The sequence below is a fragment of the Novosphingobium mangrovisedimenti genome, from assembly GCF_025153475.1.
Lineage (GTDB): Bacteria > Pseudomonadota > Alphaproteobacteria > Sphingomonadales > Sphingomonadaceae > Novosphingobium > Novosphingobium mangrovi_A.
Window position 1 is genome coordinate 25,262 of sequence record NZ_JANZXA010000021.1, and the last position, 15,047, is coordinate 40,308.

Genomic DNA, 15,047 nt, shown 5'->3' on the forward strand with positions numbered 1-15,047 from the left:
TGTCAGAATTTCCGGTTCGACAATGCGGTACCGGTGGAACGACGGAATGTTGCCCGGTAACAGGAAGCTGTGAACACACTACTTTTCAGTCAGATCGGGATCGTCGGAACCGGCAGGGTCGCGCGAGCACTTGCGCTCGGTCTGCAAAACCATTCATCGGCGCCTCTCATGGTATGGGGACGCGCACCTGCGAAGTGCCGCGAGGCGGTTGGACATCTTGCCCATGCCCAGGCTGTCAGTTCACTCTCAGACATCGTGGATGCCTGCGACGTCGTTGCCATTACGGTTGCCGATGATGCGATCCCGGAGATCGTTCGCGCAATCAGCGAGGCCGGGGCGCTGAGCCGAGCTCCGCTCGTCTTCCACGTCAGCGGCGGAAGCGGGACAGCGGTGCTCGAACCTCTGCGCCGAATGGGCGCTAAGACGGCGGCAATCCATCCTGCCATGACATTCACAGGCGACCCGAAGCTTGAGTTGGAGCGCATGGCCCGCTCGCGCTTTGCTGTCACCGGATCAAGCCCGGAAAGCTCCCTGCTTGCGCAATCCATCGTGGAAGCGCTGGGAGGAATTTCCGTCGAGGTCCCGGAAGCGTATCGCGCGCTTTATCATGCCGCGCTGTGCCACGCCGCGAACCATCTGGTTACATTGTTCTCCGGTGCGTCCCATGCTCTGCGCGCCGCAGGTGTAGATGATCCTGCAATTCTGCTTGCACCACTGGCACGCGCAGCCCTGGAAAACAGCATCGCCAATGGATTTGGTGCATTGTCCGGACCGGTACTGCGTGGAGATACGGAGACCATCCGTCGACACCTCGCGGCACTGGAAGGCGATTGCCCCGAATTGCTCCCCGCCTATCGCGCCATGGCGCTCGCCACTGTCGAAGAACTCGAACGCCGCAGCGACCCGCTCAACCGAGCTAATTTGCTCAACCTTCTCGGGAAATAACGACAAACTTCTTGAGATGGCAAACGCAGCGGGGGATAGGGCTCACGGTAAAGTCAGTCTCCAAACCGGTCGCCGAAAAGCCTTTTCTTCAGTTCAGCGGGAGACAGACTGCTCCAATCCACCTGATTGTCGCTACTGCCCGGTCTCGTCTGATCCATACTGGAAGCGGCTTGATCCCCTGCGGCAGCGGCCAGACTTTCGACGTCCGGCACATGAAGGGTGGGAGGACTGCCGCGACTGTGCCCCCTGGTGCGGCGCGAAGACTTTGGCGGACCGCCTGGATCAGTGTGCGAAATGGCCTTAGATTCCGGGTTCCGGGAATTGTACAACCACGATCTGTCTGCCGCGAACGCGATAGCATCTGCGATCCGTCCGTCGGGCGAATTGCGAAACTGAGAGAGGTCGACAACCATCGCGGAGATGCCTGCCTGTTCGAACCTTTCTTTCCCGGGCGGACATTTGGCGCGCTTTATCGCCAATAGGATGCAAAGCTCACGTCGAACATCGCCTGAGCCTCGAACTATCCTGACGCCGCCAAAGTCGCCGAACACCTCCGGTATTGCGTCTGCCAACCCGGTAATCTCAGGCTTGCCGGGAATTCGAGGAATTCTGACCTTGCTCAATCGCTTCAGCGCATCAGCCGCAAATTTGCTCAGCGCATGGAGGTGCGCTTCCTTGCAGCACTGCGCTGCCCCTGAAGCGTGGGCAAAATGGTGGGCACGTACATCGCCTTTGCGGGCGATCAGGTCTGCCCCGCATTCGCATCTCAGGTGATCCGCGCGCCCTCTCCGCGCCTCGTCAATGAACAGACGGGTACCGTCCGGCTTGATGCCCCAGACGATCATGGCGTCCTCGGCCCCCACGCCGATGCCGCGTTGCATGATCACATAGCCAAGGCTGTTGCGGTGCTTGGGTTGTTCTATCAATTGCTGCACCTTCGACATTGGCATTCAGTCGAGGAATTGGCAGGTCAGGTAAATCTACGATACGACTGGTCCACTGTCGAGAACAGCCGCGCGCCGGTAAGCGACACATCTTCACTTGATGATCGGCTGGGACTGCCGGTGGTTTTCCCGAATCCAGAACGGGAATCTGGACGCTCAGCCGTGGATTGGGATAGGGAGCCAGCCACATGAGTGAACTTGCCTCCTACCTCGATGAACTCGATCAATTGCTCCTCGATCAGGGCGAGGACTGGATGTTGCTTACCCAACTCGACGGCTACCTCGCCGGCATATTGGTCAGCCCGGATCTGGTTCCACCCGGCGTCTGGCTGAAGCACATCTGGGCCGGAGATGACGGCGCCGGCTTGCCGCATTTCGAGAAGATGGAGGATTTCCAACACATCATCGATCTGATCATGCGGCATTACAACGACGTTCTGGCTTCGCTGGCCCAACCGGGTTGCTATGAACCGTTGTTCGATATCGACACTCGCAATGACGACGTTCTCTGGGAGTTGTGGGTCGAGGGTTTCGTGCAAGCGATGGACTTGGCCCCTGACGGGTGGGAGCGCATCGCCGTCAGCAGCGACGCCGGATGCAAGGCGGCGCTCAAGGGCATGGCGAAGCTTCATGCGATCGCAAATGGCGAGGCGCAGTTGTCCCACGGCAAAGTTGAGCAGTGGACTCGCGAGGCACCTGATCTCATTCCGATCTGGGTTGAAACACTTCACGCGTTGCGATTGGAGAATGATCCCAACCGGCCGTCGCCCCCTCGGCAAGGAAAAGTCGGGCGCAACGATCCATGCCCTTGCGGATCAGGGAAAAAGTACAAGAAGTGCTGCGGCCTGAATTGAGGCGGCTTCGCCGCGACGGATGAAGCCCAGCGACGGCTCTAGCCGGCGTGCGGACGTTCTCAGGCTCCGACGAGCTTTTCGAAAGCCGCCCTCAATTCACCTGAGTCTCGACGAACTGGACAGGGAATATCTGGGACGAAGCCGTCATTAAAAGTGGAACGCTCGAACGTCCGCTGCCGGCGAAAGCAGACGCTCGTAATCAAACGCTGCCGCAAACGGCGAACTCGCATGTTTTGTAGAGTGCGTCGGCAGGTCTTATAGCATTCTCCAAGACGAACGCCTGGGTTGTGGCTATAGGAGATGCGCATCTTCTTGCGAGGAAGCGAGAACGCGTGCAACACGGTTGCTGATCAAAGGGGGAGATCGGGTTTTGGGGCTACCGCGCGTTCGGTTACTGCAGATTGGCGATCTGCACCTGCCGTCCGCAGCGCGGACTGAGCGGACAGTAGATCAGAAGGATCGAACCTTCTCCGTCGAGTTGCGCAACGTCATCTCTCGCCAGCCGATCAAGACCGTATTCAAGCGCATTTATCGAATGTGCGAAGCCGGCGAGGTGGATGGTGTCCTCCTTATGGGCGACATGACCGATTTCGGGAAGCTGGATGGCTACCAGGCTGGCCTGGCTTATGTGACGAATTCGCTTCAGCTCGGCACCGGGCGGCGGAACGCTTCGACCTTTTGCGGAATCGTGCCCGGCAACCACGACATCGATCGCAACCTTGCAAAGCAACCGAGCATGTCGGCGAAGTTCAGCCCGCTCAACGCTGCCCTCAGCGCGGCTGGCCTTGGACAAATCCCGGTCGAAAAGTCAGTTATTGGCCACGTTGGCTCGACAGATGCTGGATGCGCCCTCGTCCTCATGAACAGCTGCTGGGGCTGCGGTGCTGTCGAGTATATTCCGGCGGAGTTTCGCGACAGCGTCGGAACAGCGATAGAATCCGCGATCGCCAAAGGCGACCCCAAGGTTCTGAGCGCCTATTATGATCGGCAGTTCGACACACCCGCGTTCTCGGATGCAAGCATTTCCGAACTGGTTGAATTCGCCAGCTCGCTGCCGCGCGAGCAGCAACTTGTCGTGGTCGCACACCATAATCTCCTGCCCCAGCGCCTCACCCGGCTTGCGCCCTATACCGAGCTCGTCAACTCGGGGGCGGTTCGATCCTCGCTCATGGAAGCCAAGCGTCCGATCCTCTATCTCCACGGGCATATCCACACAGATCCGGTGGAGGTCCTCTCGGTGCCGGGCGGCGATGCCTTGGTCTGCATCTCCGCACCTGCGGCCGAATCTGGCTTCAATGTCGTCGAGGTTGTCTTCACCCGTTCCGGCAATCCGCTCGTCGGGCACGTGATTCCTTGGACGTTCGACCAATCCGCCGTGCTCCGGGAGGGTGAGCGACTTACAGTGCCGCTCATCGGAAAGCGCCGCAGATCGCTCGATGGGGGGCTGGCGAAGGTCTACGCCTACCTTCTTGGAACACGACAATGCTACTGGTCGGACTTGCTGCGCGAATGTGGGCAACATTTCCAGTCGGATGTCGACGAGCAATTGCAGGAGTGTGTTGAGCTTCTCATGGCAGACCAGTCAATCGCGGTGGAGAATTACGACGCAAAGCCCGACAGCTGGATACTGGAAGCTCGGATATGACCAGCGGCGCAATCAATCCGTTTCGCCCGACCAGGTGGGAACATCATACCGATGGCCGGCCACTGATCTGGTTCACGGAGGAGGCGGAGGAGTTGTCGGCCGACAAGTCGACCTATATTCACGGGACCCGCGGCACCGGGAAGACAACGCTGCTCAAGGGCATCTGTTGGGAAGACCTCTGCTACAACGAGTCGCTGCGCATGCAGCGTCGGCTGGCCGACTTCAAGAATATTGGAATCTATATCCGTTTTCCGGACCATATCTCCGCGTCCATGTCGTTCACCGACTGGGCTGCGATCTTTCCAAAGGTGCAAAATCCAGAGTATGAATTCTATTCCTTCTTCTCGGCGGCGGTCGAGGCGATCTGCATCGAGCGAGTCGCGGACGCTTCCCATCATCTGCGTGAGATGGGCGAGATCGAGATCGCAGCGGCGCAGGAGCTGCAACTCGTCTCAGATTTCGTAGACGAGTTCCCGGCAGTCGCCGGTTTTGGACCCCGCCAGCCAATCACCTTTCTCGATCTGGCTCGGTGTCTGCGCTTGATGGTCAGCGCGATGAACCGTGCCTGTGGCCGCGGGACCGTGGGCGAGCTTGTCGGAGAACTTCCGGATCGCGAGCCATACCGGATGCTCTCCTACTTCGCTGAGCGGGTGAGCGCGGCAATCCGGCTCAAGACTAACGTCGGGCCGCAGGTCGTCGGATTTAAATTCTGCCTTGATGATTGCGAGGTCCTGAGCCCTCTGCAGCGCAAGAGCCTCAACAGTCTCGTTCGGCTCAGCCGCGCGCCGTGCTCCTGGGTCGTCAGCTCTGTCGGTGGCGGCCGCGACGACAGCGAGACCTTTATCGAGTCGCAGCCGCTTACCGATGCAGACCGCCGCGTCATCTCGCTTGACGGGCGCAACGAGAATGCATTCAGGCAGCTTTGCCAATCCGTTGTGAGCCTGCGGCTAATCTTCTCGCTTCCGCAGGCGGCACGTCCAACACTAAGCCAGAGCGAAATCTCGTCCTTCTTCGACCTCCAGCAGCGCCTAGGGCGCTGGGACGTGAACGACATGATGGGGGCGCTAGTCAGCCGCTCGGCGCGGCCGGCCACCGTGCTGCTTCGACAGGGCGCCGAGCGGCTTCTCGCCCTGTTGCGGGAAAAGAAGAAAAAGATTCCTTTGCGGTACGACGCCGAGGAAGGCCGGCTGCCGTATTACGAAGCCTACATCCTGATGTTGTGGCGGGGACGCGAAGAAGCGTTCAAGACAACGCTGGAAGTGGGCGATATCGAGAAGCTAACGACCTTCGTGGACAGCTTCGGTCATGCTGCGTTCGAGGCCTGGTTACGCCGTAAGCAACGAGGCGCGTTTCTTCACTTTGCCACGGCCCTCGGCATTCGCCGGCTTCCACTTGCTGGCGCAAACATCGTCGTCTCGCTGGCCGACGGCTCGATCCGCGATTTCCTCGAGATCATGGGTGAAATTTACGAAGCCTATGTCACTGCCCACAAATGGGATCCCAAGGAACCGACAAATCTGAGCCGATTTTCGACCAGCCGCACTCCGATCGCCAACTCGATCCAGACGAACGGCATTTATTCTGCAAGTGAAGCTTATTTCGAAGGGGTGAGCAGGCGATCGGAAATCGATACGGACGTCATCTCCCGGCTGCTCGCGGGACTTGGCGAGTACACTTCGCTGCTCCAGACCAGTCCGAATGATCCCAGGACGCTCAGCACCACCGAGCGTGGTGTCTTTTTCGTGGATTACATGTCACTGATGGGTGCCGACGGTCTTCCGAACAGCGCAAAATTCGTCAATGCCGCCATCCGCCAGGCGGAGCTCGCCGGCTACTTGCGTCCCGTCGAGATACGGCGGCACCAGGTGCGACATATCGACGGCCAATTTCGTTCGGTCGCTTTCCGCCTCCACCGCCGTTTCTCGCCCAAGTTCCGCTTCTCGTTTCGCGGCGCTTACGAAGCCGTGGCCCTTGACCCGCAGGATCTAGCGATCTTGTGCCTTGGAGGCGCCACGGTAACCACAAGGGACTGGGCCGAAAATCTGGTTGCGAAGATTCCCGCATCCAGCACGCAGCTCGATCTCCTGATCATGATGGATCCGGATCATGGCTGACGAACTTGCCGTTGGCGACTTCGTGGTCCGTCAGCGAAAGCTGAAACAGAACGAAGTATTGAAGCGCACGTATGATCTCGTCGTCGCCGGTCTCAGTTGGGAATCGCGCGGCCCGACCGCCTTCGCGAGCCTGAAGGGCCTCGATGCGCCACTGACGTTGTTCAAATTCATGTCGCGCTCGGAAGACGTAGAGACGGCAAAGATAGCGCAGCTGGAGGTGTTTCGGAAGCTACGGGCGGACCTCGGCGTGAAGGAACTCGAAGCCTCAACCGATGCCGAGAAGAATTTCGCGAGCATCAAGGCGTGGCTGCAAGATCTCTACGCTAAGGCAGAGCGCCCTCTGTCGATCCTCCTCGACGTGACCTGTATCCCAAAGACGTACGTCCTCTATCTCATCGGACTCGGTTTTTCCGATGAGCTGATCGCGCGCATGGATTGCGTTTACACACCCGGCAAATACGACCTCGTCTCGGGCGACGCAGGCGCGCCCCCGGCGCTCACCGGACCCCGCTCGCTTCTCTCGGAAGGCGAATGGCATTCCCGGCAAATCCCCTATCTTGAAGCAAGCGAGTATATCGCGAATGATGCTGATCTTCTCGTCACGCTCGGCGGCGAACTCGGACTGTCTTTGCCTTTCATTGAGCGTTTCGAACCGCGACGGCTCGGCTTGATCTGCATCGAGGAGACGTCGCCCAGTCGCGATGCTCCCATGCTCGGGAGCGAACGTATGGCTTATGAGGAATTGCTTCGCGAGCCGAATGCTATTCAGGTGGACATTAAGCTTTGCGATGCGGTCGGGGTCGCGCGCCATGCCGTCACTTTTATGGAATCGTCCATCGCTCGCGGGACCACGATGATGGCGATCGGCTCCAAACCGCACGCAATCGGCATTGCACTGGCCGCGCTAGCTAACCCGCGGGTGGAGGTGGTGTGCCGTACCCCGGCGTCCTATCGTGCCGTCGATGTCCAGGCCTCGGGAGACCCAATGCTTTACGAGATCGAGGACAGGTTCGACCCTTTGACCTATCTGGCATCACGCTGATGTTCGATCAGTTGCTCACGCGAACTGGTAAGGGATGACTGGATCTCGAGACGAGCTGCTAAGTGAAATCCCTTCGCGGATTCTCGGCTTGGCTCGAGCGTCGCTGATGCAGGCCAACACGCATGCCGGCTTCATGGACCCTGGCAATGAGCACTGGCCGCTAATGTCGGTCCTCAATGCAGCCCATGCGGGCGAGCTTTTCATCAAGGCGATCATCGCGACGGAACATCCATTGCTGATATTCAAGGACGTTCCTGGCCTCGATGACAACGGTTCTGCTGATCTTGATTTCCCGACCCTGTTGAAGCGGGGGCGAACTTATGACTTCGACAAGCTGCCTCAGATGCTCTGGGCTACTACCGGTATTCGCATTCCTCACCCAGACTGCTATGAGAGGCTTCGGAAATATCGGAATGCAGTGCAGCACTTCTGCCCTCCGGACGACGATGATCCATCGGACCTGGCGCTGGAATTCATCTACAATATCATCGACCCGTTGATCCGCGATCGCTTCGGACTTTTTGCCATTGAACACCACGAAGATCATCTAGTCGGCTATGACTATCTGGTCGGCACGCTCCTGAGATCCGGCATCCGCTTTTCCCTGCCGGACGACTTCGACCTCGGCGAGATTGACGCGAGGAGGGAGATTGCCGGAGCCGACGACGGGTACAAGGCTTGGTTCCGAGGCGAGCTCTCAAGGATTGGAAAGGCTGGTTTTCTCCTGCCGTAAGGTCAGCACCGATTGATACGTCACGATGAGATTCAGGCTCGGCGAGGAGACCGAGATAAGCGCCTGTTTCGACGGCTGCTGAGCGACATGGTATTCATCAACCGCAATGGTCGGGACAGGCGAGATGCACCCAGCGATTACGGTCCGCAAAAGATGCTGAATTGGCTGGACTTGATGGCACATTTCGTTGCGAGCGGACATTTGGAGCGCCGCATTGGAACGATGCTTGTTGGGTCGAGTGCCGCCGGAAGCGAATGCTGGATCGTGGGACATTTTTGACCGTCGGCTTCGGAGAGTGAAAGTGTGGATAGCGGACACTGCCGAGGCGGCGGCACGCTTGGTCATTCCTAAACTTACGGCACGAAGGCTGGCCGAATTTTAGGAGATCAACAGGCAATTCCGACGAGTTTATGGTGATTAAGTGCCCACCACCATCTCGGTTGCGATCCGGCACTCAATCGCGACTTTCTCGTCTGGTCCTCTACCTGTCAGGGCAGTTCAAAGTCGCCATCGCTGTTGATAGTTATGCGGGGGGCTGTCAGCATGGTTTGTGTACGCCTTCTACAAGCCACTCCGAAACTTTATGCGCGGCTTCAACCTTTGGAGCGGCCTGGGTGCCACGTACTACTATATGCAGCACCTACAATTCGGTCAGGCTTTGCCCGAGCAGTTGAAGAATGATGCACTCCGGCGGGGCCAGTCCAACATCAAAGCTGGCCTTTATGGGCATCTCGTCGAGCTGCTTGCACGAGAGGTCATCCTCAATGGGCAGGTGCGAGGTGGGAGGCCACTGAACACAGCCGGTGATGCGTTCAAGGCCATGAGCATGATCCATCGGCTCGACGACAAGTCGTGGGGACTGCACGGGTCGCGCTCTGAGGATATTATCCTTCAATTGTCGCGGATCGCATTTCAGCAGTTCCCATGGCAGTCCCCACCGACCAATGGCGTGCTCGCGCGCTATCACATGCTCTACTCTCACCCGTCGGTCGCGCCGATGGTTGAGGCCGAGTTCGGGATGTCGACAGGCGAGCTCTTCCAGCTCATCCTGCTGTTTGCCGAGGAGATGGTTCGACGTCCGACCCTCGCCTTCGAGTTCCTGCCGGCGGCCGAAGAGTCTATTCGCGCGCCCGTGCTAGCGCTATCGGAGCGGATCTCGCGTTCGTCTGACGAGCTTCGGGCGGCGACGGTCGAGCGCCAAAGCTATGATGTAAATTGGGCCTACAGCTTCAACCCGCTCCGCGCCTATCCGTTGGTTCACGCTGGCAATCCGCGGTCGGTGATGTGTCCGGCGCCCCCAATCCTCCTTCAACGCCTGACAGACGGTCTCTATTTTGATCTCATGCGAGCGGATCGGGGGTTCGGCAACGCCATAGGCAAGGCCTTTGAACGCTATGTCGGAAAGGTGATGGAGCGGATCGGCAAGGATACGTTCGAGCTGCGGGAGGAGGCATGTTGGGGAAAACCGGAGCGTCGAAGCGTCGACTGGATCGTCATCGATCAGAGCGCAGCACTATTCGTCGAATGCAAGCTTGGCCGGCTCGATATCGCATCGCAAACCGAGATTGCGCCGGAGCCGCCATTCATTGCCGCGATCGAACGCCTCGCTGGGAATGTAGGGCAGCTTTACACTACGCTCGGCGAAGCCCTTGCGGGTGGGTATCCGCATTGGAAACCCGACGGCCGACCCGTGCATCCGATGGTGGTCACGTTCCACGAATGGTTCTGCTTCGGCCCCTTTTTCTACAAGCATCTCGACAAGCTGGTGGAAGCGGAATTCGAGAAACATGGGCTGGATCGCGTCTTGCTGGAGCGCCACCCCTACAGCGTCTGCTCGATCGCCGAATTTGAAGGGCTGTTGACGGCTTGCAGAGGGGCCAGCATCGATAGCGTCCTCTCGGAGAAGATCTCGCCCGACCATCGGCAGTCGCTGCTGCGCGGATTTCTTGCTGATCGCTATCCCGGCGCGATCAGCAACGCGATGGGCACCTTTGAGGACGGTATGGACCTCGTCATCGATGGACCTTCCCGGCTGACCCGGAAATAGCCTGGCAAGTCTTGCGATCTGAAAGATACGCTATCCCTGTCCGCCCATCGTCAGGTTGGACCAGTTTGGAAAGCGGCCTCGGGCCGCGATCGCATTGAGGATCTGGGTGACGAGCCTATCGGCCTCGCTGAGGTCGACCTTCGACTTCTTCGGCAATGTCCCCTCATGCACGGCTTTGGACCGCGCGTGATAGAGCGCTTTGATCTCGCCAAAGATGGTCGCGCGTTCTTCGGCGTTCTGTCCCAGGAGCCACGCCGCTCGACTACCGATTTTGTGTGTGATCTCCGTATTACCGGAAGTGTCGCCGTGCATCAGCGCGATCTCGGTGGCGATACCGAGTTCGAGCGCTTGATCAACGGCACTCCGTGCCAACCGGGCGCGACCAAGTCGGTCGATCGCCCGTGTCAGGCTTTCCATCTCTGCGAAGGCGGCGAGCTGATCGTATGCGCGTTTGACGGCCGCAGCTTCGGTCGGAAACGCCACCACAGGATATGCCGCGATCGGCCGGGAGGCGATATTCCCGTCGCCGCCGACGAACAGACATTGGCGGTCGGGCACCGACATTGAGATGGGCAGCTCGACATCTCCCGTGCCAGCCAAAAGACAGGCCAGCCTGACCTGCTGCCTGACGCGCTCCCGCTCCGTAGCTACAGGGCTAGTTTCGCTGCCTTGGCTGCCGCCGTCCGACTGCATATCGAATGCAGGTTCGACCTGGTACGATTGCGTAAGATAACAAGTTCCGGTTGGGAGGTTGGGGAGTGCCATCCAATGATGGATCGGGTGAGGCTTCCACTATGGTGAGACCTCGGAAGCGGGAATGATTCTGATGCCTTCGACAAGCTCGCAAATCGCATCAATATCGACTCCGAAGACTGGAGAGACATCGAGGTAGGTTGCCGCATTGCGCGCTAACTCGTGATCGAATGCGGCAAGAATGGTCTCGGGGGTTTCGCCGGTCACGAGCCGATCTAACGCCCACTCGCCGAAGCGAGTGCTGGCGACAAGGCTGCCATTGTCGCCAGTAAAGATACGGGTCGCAGCATAAGCGTGGAAGGGCGGTAGAGTTGCCAAGCCATCGAGGCGCTGGACCGCCTCCGGACGCCATTGCGCGAAGTGCTTTCCCCGATGGATGTCGGCCAATTCCCGGCGGATCATCTCAAGCAATTCGATTGCGGCAGTGTTCGTCACTATTCCCCCAGATATCATAGTCGTTCGGTCGTCCTGACAGCGGACTCGTGCCTGAAGGGGAGCAAGATGGCGCCAAGCCGGCGATGGGTCCAGAATGGCGGAACAAAAAGCAAGGTATCGGCAAGCTGGTCGCGACAGGGACCACTAAAGACACTATGCTAATCATTTAGGCGCGGGGGCGTCCAGCGAGGCCGGCACCATGGGCGGGGGAATATGCAGGAAGACGCCTATAAGACTTGGCTAGGGACTCTTCCGATCGTCGATAAGACCACGGGCAATCAGACTTCGCGCATTCACCGGCTGGAACTAGCATTCGGCGACCTCGATATCGCCTTCGACGCCGATGAGATGGCGGCGGTGATCGCGGCGCTCCAATACTCCACGAAGGACGCCGCGGCGAAAAAGCTCCTCCCACCGGGCATTGTCTCGAAAGGCGATTACTACCGAACGATGTCGACGCTGCGTCATGCCGCAGGCAAATATCGCTCGTTTCGCATGTGCCAGGCAGCAAACCAGCTCACCATGGCGGTTCCCGAGACCTTTGCGCCGCTGGCGCAACCGAAATCCGCTGCGGGCCGCTCGGTCCCACCGACGGGATACTGGATTTTCCAGGCCAATCCCACGCGGTGGGATGCCGATGCGTGGGCATCCTCAGGCGAGAGGTCGTTGCTCTATTATGTGACTCCGCATGATCGCGATTTGATCCAGCTCGGCGATCTTGGCGTGGTCCGCCGAACGGCTCATCAGGGAACTCCGGCTGCGATCGTAGCGCTGGTCGAAGTCGTGGAGGCGACCAAGCAGCAGCCTGAGCCCGATCCCAAATTCTTCATTGACCCGGTGCTTGGCGCGAAGCCAGAATATCGTGTGCGCCTCGAGCGGCTCGCCACATTCGATGTGCCTATCATCGCGAAAGATCTACCCAGCAACGATGCGTTCGACCTGCTTCGCAAAGGCCTGCAATGGGCCACGACCCCATTTCCGGCAGCCGGCTTCATCCATCTGGCGCAACTGGCCGAGTTCACACTGCTCGATCTGGCGGCGATCCGAGGCTCGCGGTCCCACACAGGGCTGAAGGCGTTGCAAGCGATGGCCGCAACCCTTCCTCCGAAGCGGCGCGTCGTGGTCAGCCGTCGGATCGAGCGCGGACCGATCGGCGACAAGGTGAAAGCCGCGCGCAAGTACCGCTGCCAGATTTGCGAAGCGCTCGGGCGCGATGCGGTCGCGTTCGTCAAAAGCAGCGGTGAGCCCTATGCGGAAGCGCATCATGTGATCTTGGTGAGCACGCTGCAAGCCGGTGTGCTCGAAGCAACGAACGTGATGGTGCTGTGCCCCAATCACCATCGCCAGGCACATTATGGCGTGTTCGAGGTGCTCGCGGCCGACCGCGCGGGTTGGACCATCATGGTCGACGGCGAGACGTTGACCATCCCTCAGACCGCGATCTGGTGAAGGTCGATACGATGCTCCACAATTGCCCCCCACCAATGCCCCTCCTCAACCGCTGGCTTCGCGGCGTTGCCCGGGTGAACGGCAATTACGGACATCTGCTGTTCGAGCAGGCGGAGCCGGTCGATGATGGGGTTGTCGCCGAACTGCGGCCCTATTTCGAGTCTGCGCACCTCGACGCGCGTGACGTGTTTCACCGCGCCGCCCGGATCGACTTGCATCCCGATGCCGATGGGCCGGGTGGTAATGCGCAATATCCCAACTGCCTTCCGGCGACCGCCAAGAAGGGGCTGTTCGGCGAAGTGATGGCCGGATTGATGACCCAGGCCTACCAGTTCGTCGGTGGTCATCAATGGTCGATTCCGATCTTCCTGTTTCGCTACCACGCGGAGGTCGAGGCCTATATCTTCGATCTGGCGCGGGATCCGGCACGCGTGCGGGAAATCTCCGGCCGCCACGGTAACGACTTTATCGCGCTTGGGATCGATCCAGCTACCGGCGAAGTGGTGCGGTTCATTGCCGGCGAGGCCAAATGGCGCGCTTCGCTCACGCCAAGCGTTATGGAGGAGATGATGCTCGGCGGCTGGACTGGTCCGCCAGGGGCGCGGGTCCGGGCCAATGATGGCATCTGGAATGAGCTCAACCGCGGTCTGGCGGCGCCGCAGGGCCTGGAGCAGATGCACCGCTTGCTGTGCGAAAAGGCACGCGAGCAATATGCCGAGGCGATCGTGTCGCTCGATCGCGCTCTGCTGATCGGCGCTGCTCCGCTTCCGCGTACCGATTTGATCTTCGTGGCCGGGAACAAAGCCGCCCGGCGAAACCCCGGCGAGACCTACCTGCCGGGTGCCGCGCCACCCGCGGAATATACTGCGGGGCGACCGCTCCAGGTCGTCGAACTCGTTGTCGAGGGTGGCGTCGATCTCATCGAGCGGCTTTATCGCTCGCTCTGGGTCAACCCCTGATGGCACGGCTCGATGAACAGCGCCGCGCGTTGGCGATGAACATGCGCTTCAATCGCGCCGCCGAGAATGAGTTGACGCCCGCACAGGCCCGCTTGTTCGTTCGAAGCCTGCAAACCTCATGGCAGGTGCCACCGATCGCGTGGGGACCGCGAGAATCTCACGAGCAGTTCGATGATGCGCGCCGGCTTCTGCATGCGGCAGGGATCTTTCGTGAGATCGACGGCGAGGGATCGCCGGAATCGCTTGGCTGCTATCGACGCGCGGCAGAGCTGCTCGAATGGCTCGCGCGATCCTCCGATCCGGTGACGCGCGACGTGCCCGTTGGCTTGCTAGCGGCGGGCGCATACCAGATGGCAGGATTGCCGGCGATGGCGACGAGTCTGTTGCGCCAGGGTCGCTACGGCGGTGGCGTCGCTGAGATTTTCGCCGCCTTCCTCGGCGCGGATTTCGAGCGGTTGCTCGCGCGCACTGCGGCTTTTTGGAACGACCACGCAGCGCTGACGGGCCGCGACGGCTCGGGGCCGTTATTGGCCGTCGAGGACGAAGTGGATACCGAAACGGACGACCCTGCCGAGGACGATGCCGAAGCCGCTTTCATGGCGGGCGAACCGGATGCGGGCGAGGCGCCGCGCGCGGACAGCAAGATCGGCTGGTATGTGGTGGTCGAGCTGGTGAGAGCCGTCGGTCTCATCGGCGACAGCCTGCGTAGGGGCAATGATGGCAGGCTCGCCCAGGCCATCGACAAATTGTCTGGGCTCAGCGCGCTGGTGACACGCCTATCGAGCGATGAGCTATGGATCCTGATCAACCTTGTCGAGGCCACCGCGAAGCGCTTTGCGGCCAACAGCCTTCATGGCCGCGTTGCGCGGCTCGCCGCACGCGCGCCCGAGCAGCAGCTTCGTATGTGGCGGTTCGCCCGCGAGCAGTTCGCCCGTGGTCGAGGTGTCCTGTGGACGTCTCAGGTCCAGGGCCTCGAGCGTCTGATCGCAAGCGACAGCTTTGCCTGTTGATTTCCGCTGAGAGTTGACCCGGGATTTTCATCGAGAAGTGACCCGGGTGGATGTGTGTTTCCCGCGATGCGGGGGTTGGGTCAAGCGGGTGATTTTTCCTTTTTGGTTTTGGGTGCG

At 59.9% G+C, this 15,047-nt stretch carries 13 protein-coding genes; 10 read left to right on the forward strand and 3 right to left on the reverse strand.

From position 1 onward, the window contains the following. Positions 1-69: 69 nt before the first annotated feature. Positions 70-945 carry a Rossmann-like and DUF2520 domain-containing protein gene (locus NZK81_RS19985; RefSeq protein WP_260047810.1) on the forward strand — a complete coding sequence of 292 codons (876 nt, stop codon included), beginning with the start codon at positions 70-72 and terminating at the stop codon, positions 943-945. Between the two features lie 53 nt (positions 946-998). Here NZK81_RS19985 and NZK81_RS19990 read toward each other — a convergent pair whose 3' ends face one another. Next, entirely contained in the window at positions 999-1,889 is an 891-nt protein-coding gene (locus NZK81_RS19990) for a competence protein CoiA family protein (RefSeq protein WP_260047811.1), read from the reverse strand. Between the two features lie 188 nt (positions 1,890-2,077). Between NZK81_RS19990 and NZK81_RS19995 the strand changes: the two genes are divergently transcribed. The 6 genes from NZK81_RS19995 (at position 2,078) to NZK81_RS20020 (ending at position 10,324) form a co-directional block, all read left to right on the forward strand. Beyond that, on the forward strand, positions 2,078-2,743 hold the full coding sequence (locus NZK81_RS19995; protein WP_260047812.1) for a UPF0149 family protein: 666 nt from the start codon (positions 2,078-2,080) through the stop codon (positions 2,741-2,743). A 343-nt stretch (positions 2,744-3,086) separates the two neighbouring features. After that, a complete protein-coding gene (locus NZK81_RS20000) occupies positions 3,087-4,388 on the forward strand; it encodes a metallophosphoesterase family protein (protein ID WP_260047814.1) in 1,302 nt (433 codons plus the stop codon). Then, a complete protein-coding gene (locus NZK81_RS20005) occupies positions 4,385-6,502 on the forward strand; it encodes an ORC-CDC6 family AAA ATPase (protein WP_260047815.1) in 2,118 nt (705 codons plus the stop codon). Before NZK81_RS20000 ends, NZK81_RS20005 begins: the two co-directional genes overlap by 4 nt. Next, the gene (locus NZK81_RS20010; protein ID WP_260047816.1) at positions 6,495-7,544 is read left to right on the forward strand and encodes a hypothetical protein; all 1,050 of its coding nucleotides are present in this window, start codon (positions 6,495-6,497) and stop codon (positions 7,542-7,544) included. Before NZK81_RS20005 ends, NZK81_RS20010 begins: the two co-directional genes overlap by 8 nt. A 106-nt stretch (positions 7,545-7,650) precedes the next feature. Further along, positions 7,651-8,277, forward strand: a complete 627-nt coding sequence (locus NZK81_RS20015) for a hypothetical protein (RefSeq protein WP_260047817.1) — start codon at positions 7,651-7,653, stop codon at positions 8,275-8,277. A 583-nt stretch (positions 8,278-8,860) separates the two neighbouring features. Next, positions 8,861-10,324, forward strand: coding sequence for a hypothetical protein (locus tag NZK81_RS20020; protein WP_260047818.1), 1,464 nt, complete (start codon positions 8,861-8,863; stop codon positions 10,322-10,324). Between the two features lie 30 nt (positions 10,325-10,354). On the opposite strand, the gene NZK81_RS20025 is transcribed toward NZK81_RS20020, so the two are convergent. Together NZK81_RS20025 and NZK81_RS20030 are read right to left on the reverse strand one after the other, a co-directional pair. Then, a complete protein-coding gene (locus tag NZK81_RS20025; RefSeq protein WP_260047819.1) occupies positions 10,355-11,017 on the reverse strand; it encodes a HEPN domain-containing protein in 663 nt (220 codons plus the stop codon). Positions 11,018-11,116: 99 nt separating this feature from the next. After that, positions 11,117-11,512: a hypothetical protein gene (locus NZK81_RS20030; RefSeq protein WP_260047820.1), complete on the reverse strand. Its 396-nt coding sequence runs from the start codon at positions 11,510-11,512 to the stop codon at positions 11,117-11,119. A 213-nt stretch (positions 11,513-11,725) separates the two neighbouring features. Between NZK81_RS20030 and NZK81_RS20035 the strand changes: the two genes are divergently transcribed. Genes NZK81_RS20035 through NZK81_RS20045 form a run of 3 tightly spaced genes read left to right on the forward strand, consistent with a single transcriptional unit; the run spans position 11,726 to position 14,930 of the window. After that, a complete protein-coding gene (locus NZK81_RS20035; protein WP_260047821.1) occupies positions 11,726-12,961 on the forward strand; it encodes an EVE domain-containing protein in 1,236 nt (411 codons plus the stop codon). A gap of 35 nt (positions 12,962-12,996) precedes the next feature. Further along, complete coding sequence (locus NZK81_RS20040; protein WP_260047822.1) at positions 12,997-13,920, forward strand: aminotransferase; 924 nt, start codon at positions 12,997-12,999, stop codon at positions 13,918-13,920. Next, the gene (locus NZK81_RS20045) at positions 13,920-14,930 is read left to right on the forward strand and encodes a hypothetical protein (RefSeq protein ID WP_260047823.1); all 1,011 of its coding nucleotides are present in this window, start codon (positions 13,920-13,922) and stop codon (positions 14,928-14,930) included. Before NZK81_RS20040 ends, NZK81_RS20045 begins: the two co-directional genes overlap by 1 nt. Positions 14,931-15,047: the final 117 nt, after the last annotated feature.

Coding starts and splice junctions, on each gene's coding strand:
- NZK81_RS20035 (WP_260047821.1), top strand. CDS start 11,726: ATGCAGGAAGACGCCTATAAGACTTGGCTAGGGACTCTTCCGATCGTC.
- NZK81_RS19990 (WP_260047811.1), bottom strand. CDS start 1,889: ATGTCGAAGGTGCAGCAATTGATAGAACAACCCAAGCACCGCAACAGC.
- NZK81_RS20010 (WP_260047816.1), top strand. CDS start 6,495: ATGGCTGACGAACTTGCCGTTGGCGACTTCGTGGTCCGTCAGCGAAAG.
- NZK81_RS20020 (WP_260047818.1), top strand. CDS start 8,861: ATGCGCGGCTTCAACCTTTGGAGCGGCCTGGGTGCCACGTACTACTAT.
- NZK81_RS20040 (WP_260047822.1), top strand. CDS start 12,997: ATGCCCCTCCTCAACCGCTGGCTTCGCGGCGTTGCCCGGGTGAACGGC.
- NZK81_RS20005 (WP_260047815.1), top strand. CDS start 4,385: ATGACCAGCGGCGCAATCAATCCGTTTCGCCCGACCAGGTGGGAACAT.
- NZK81_RS20025 (WP_260047819.1), bottom strand. CDS start 11,017: ATGCAGTCGGACGGCGGCAGCCAAGGCAGCGAAACTAGCCCTGTAGCT.
- NZK81_RS20045 (WP_260047823.1), top strand. CDS start 13,920: ATGGCACGGCTCGATGAACAGCGCCGCGCGTTGGCGATGAACATGCGC.
- NZK81_RS20015 (WP_260047817.1), top strand. CDS start 7,651: ATGCAGGCCAACACGCATGCCGGCTTCATGGACCCTGGCAATGAGCAC.
- NZK81_RS19995 (WP_260047812.1), top strand. CDS start 2,078: ATGAGTGAACTTGCCTCCTACCTCGATGAACTCGATCAATTGCTCCTC.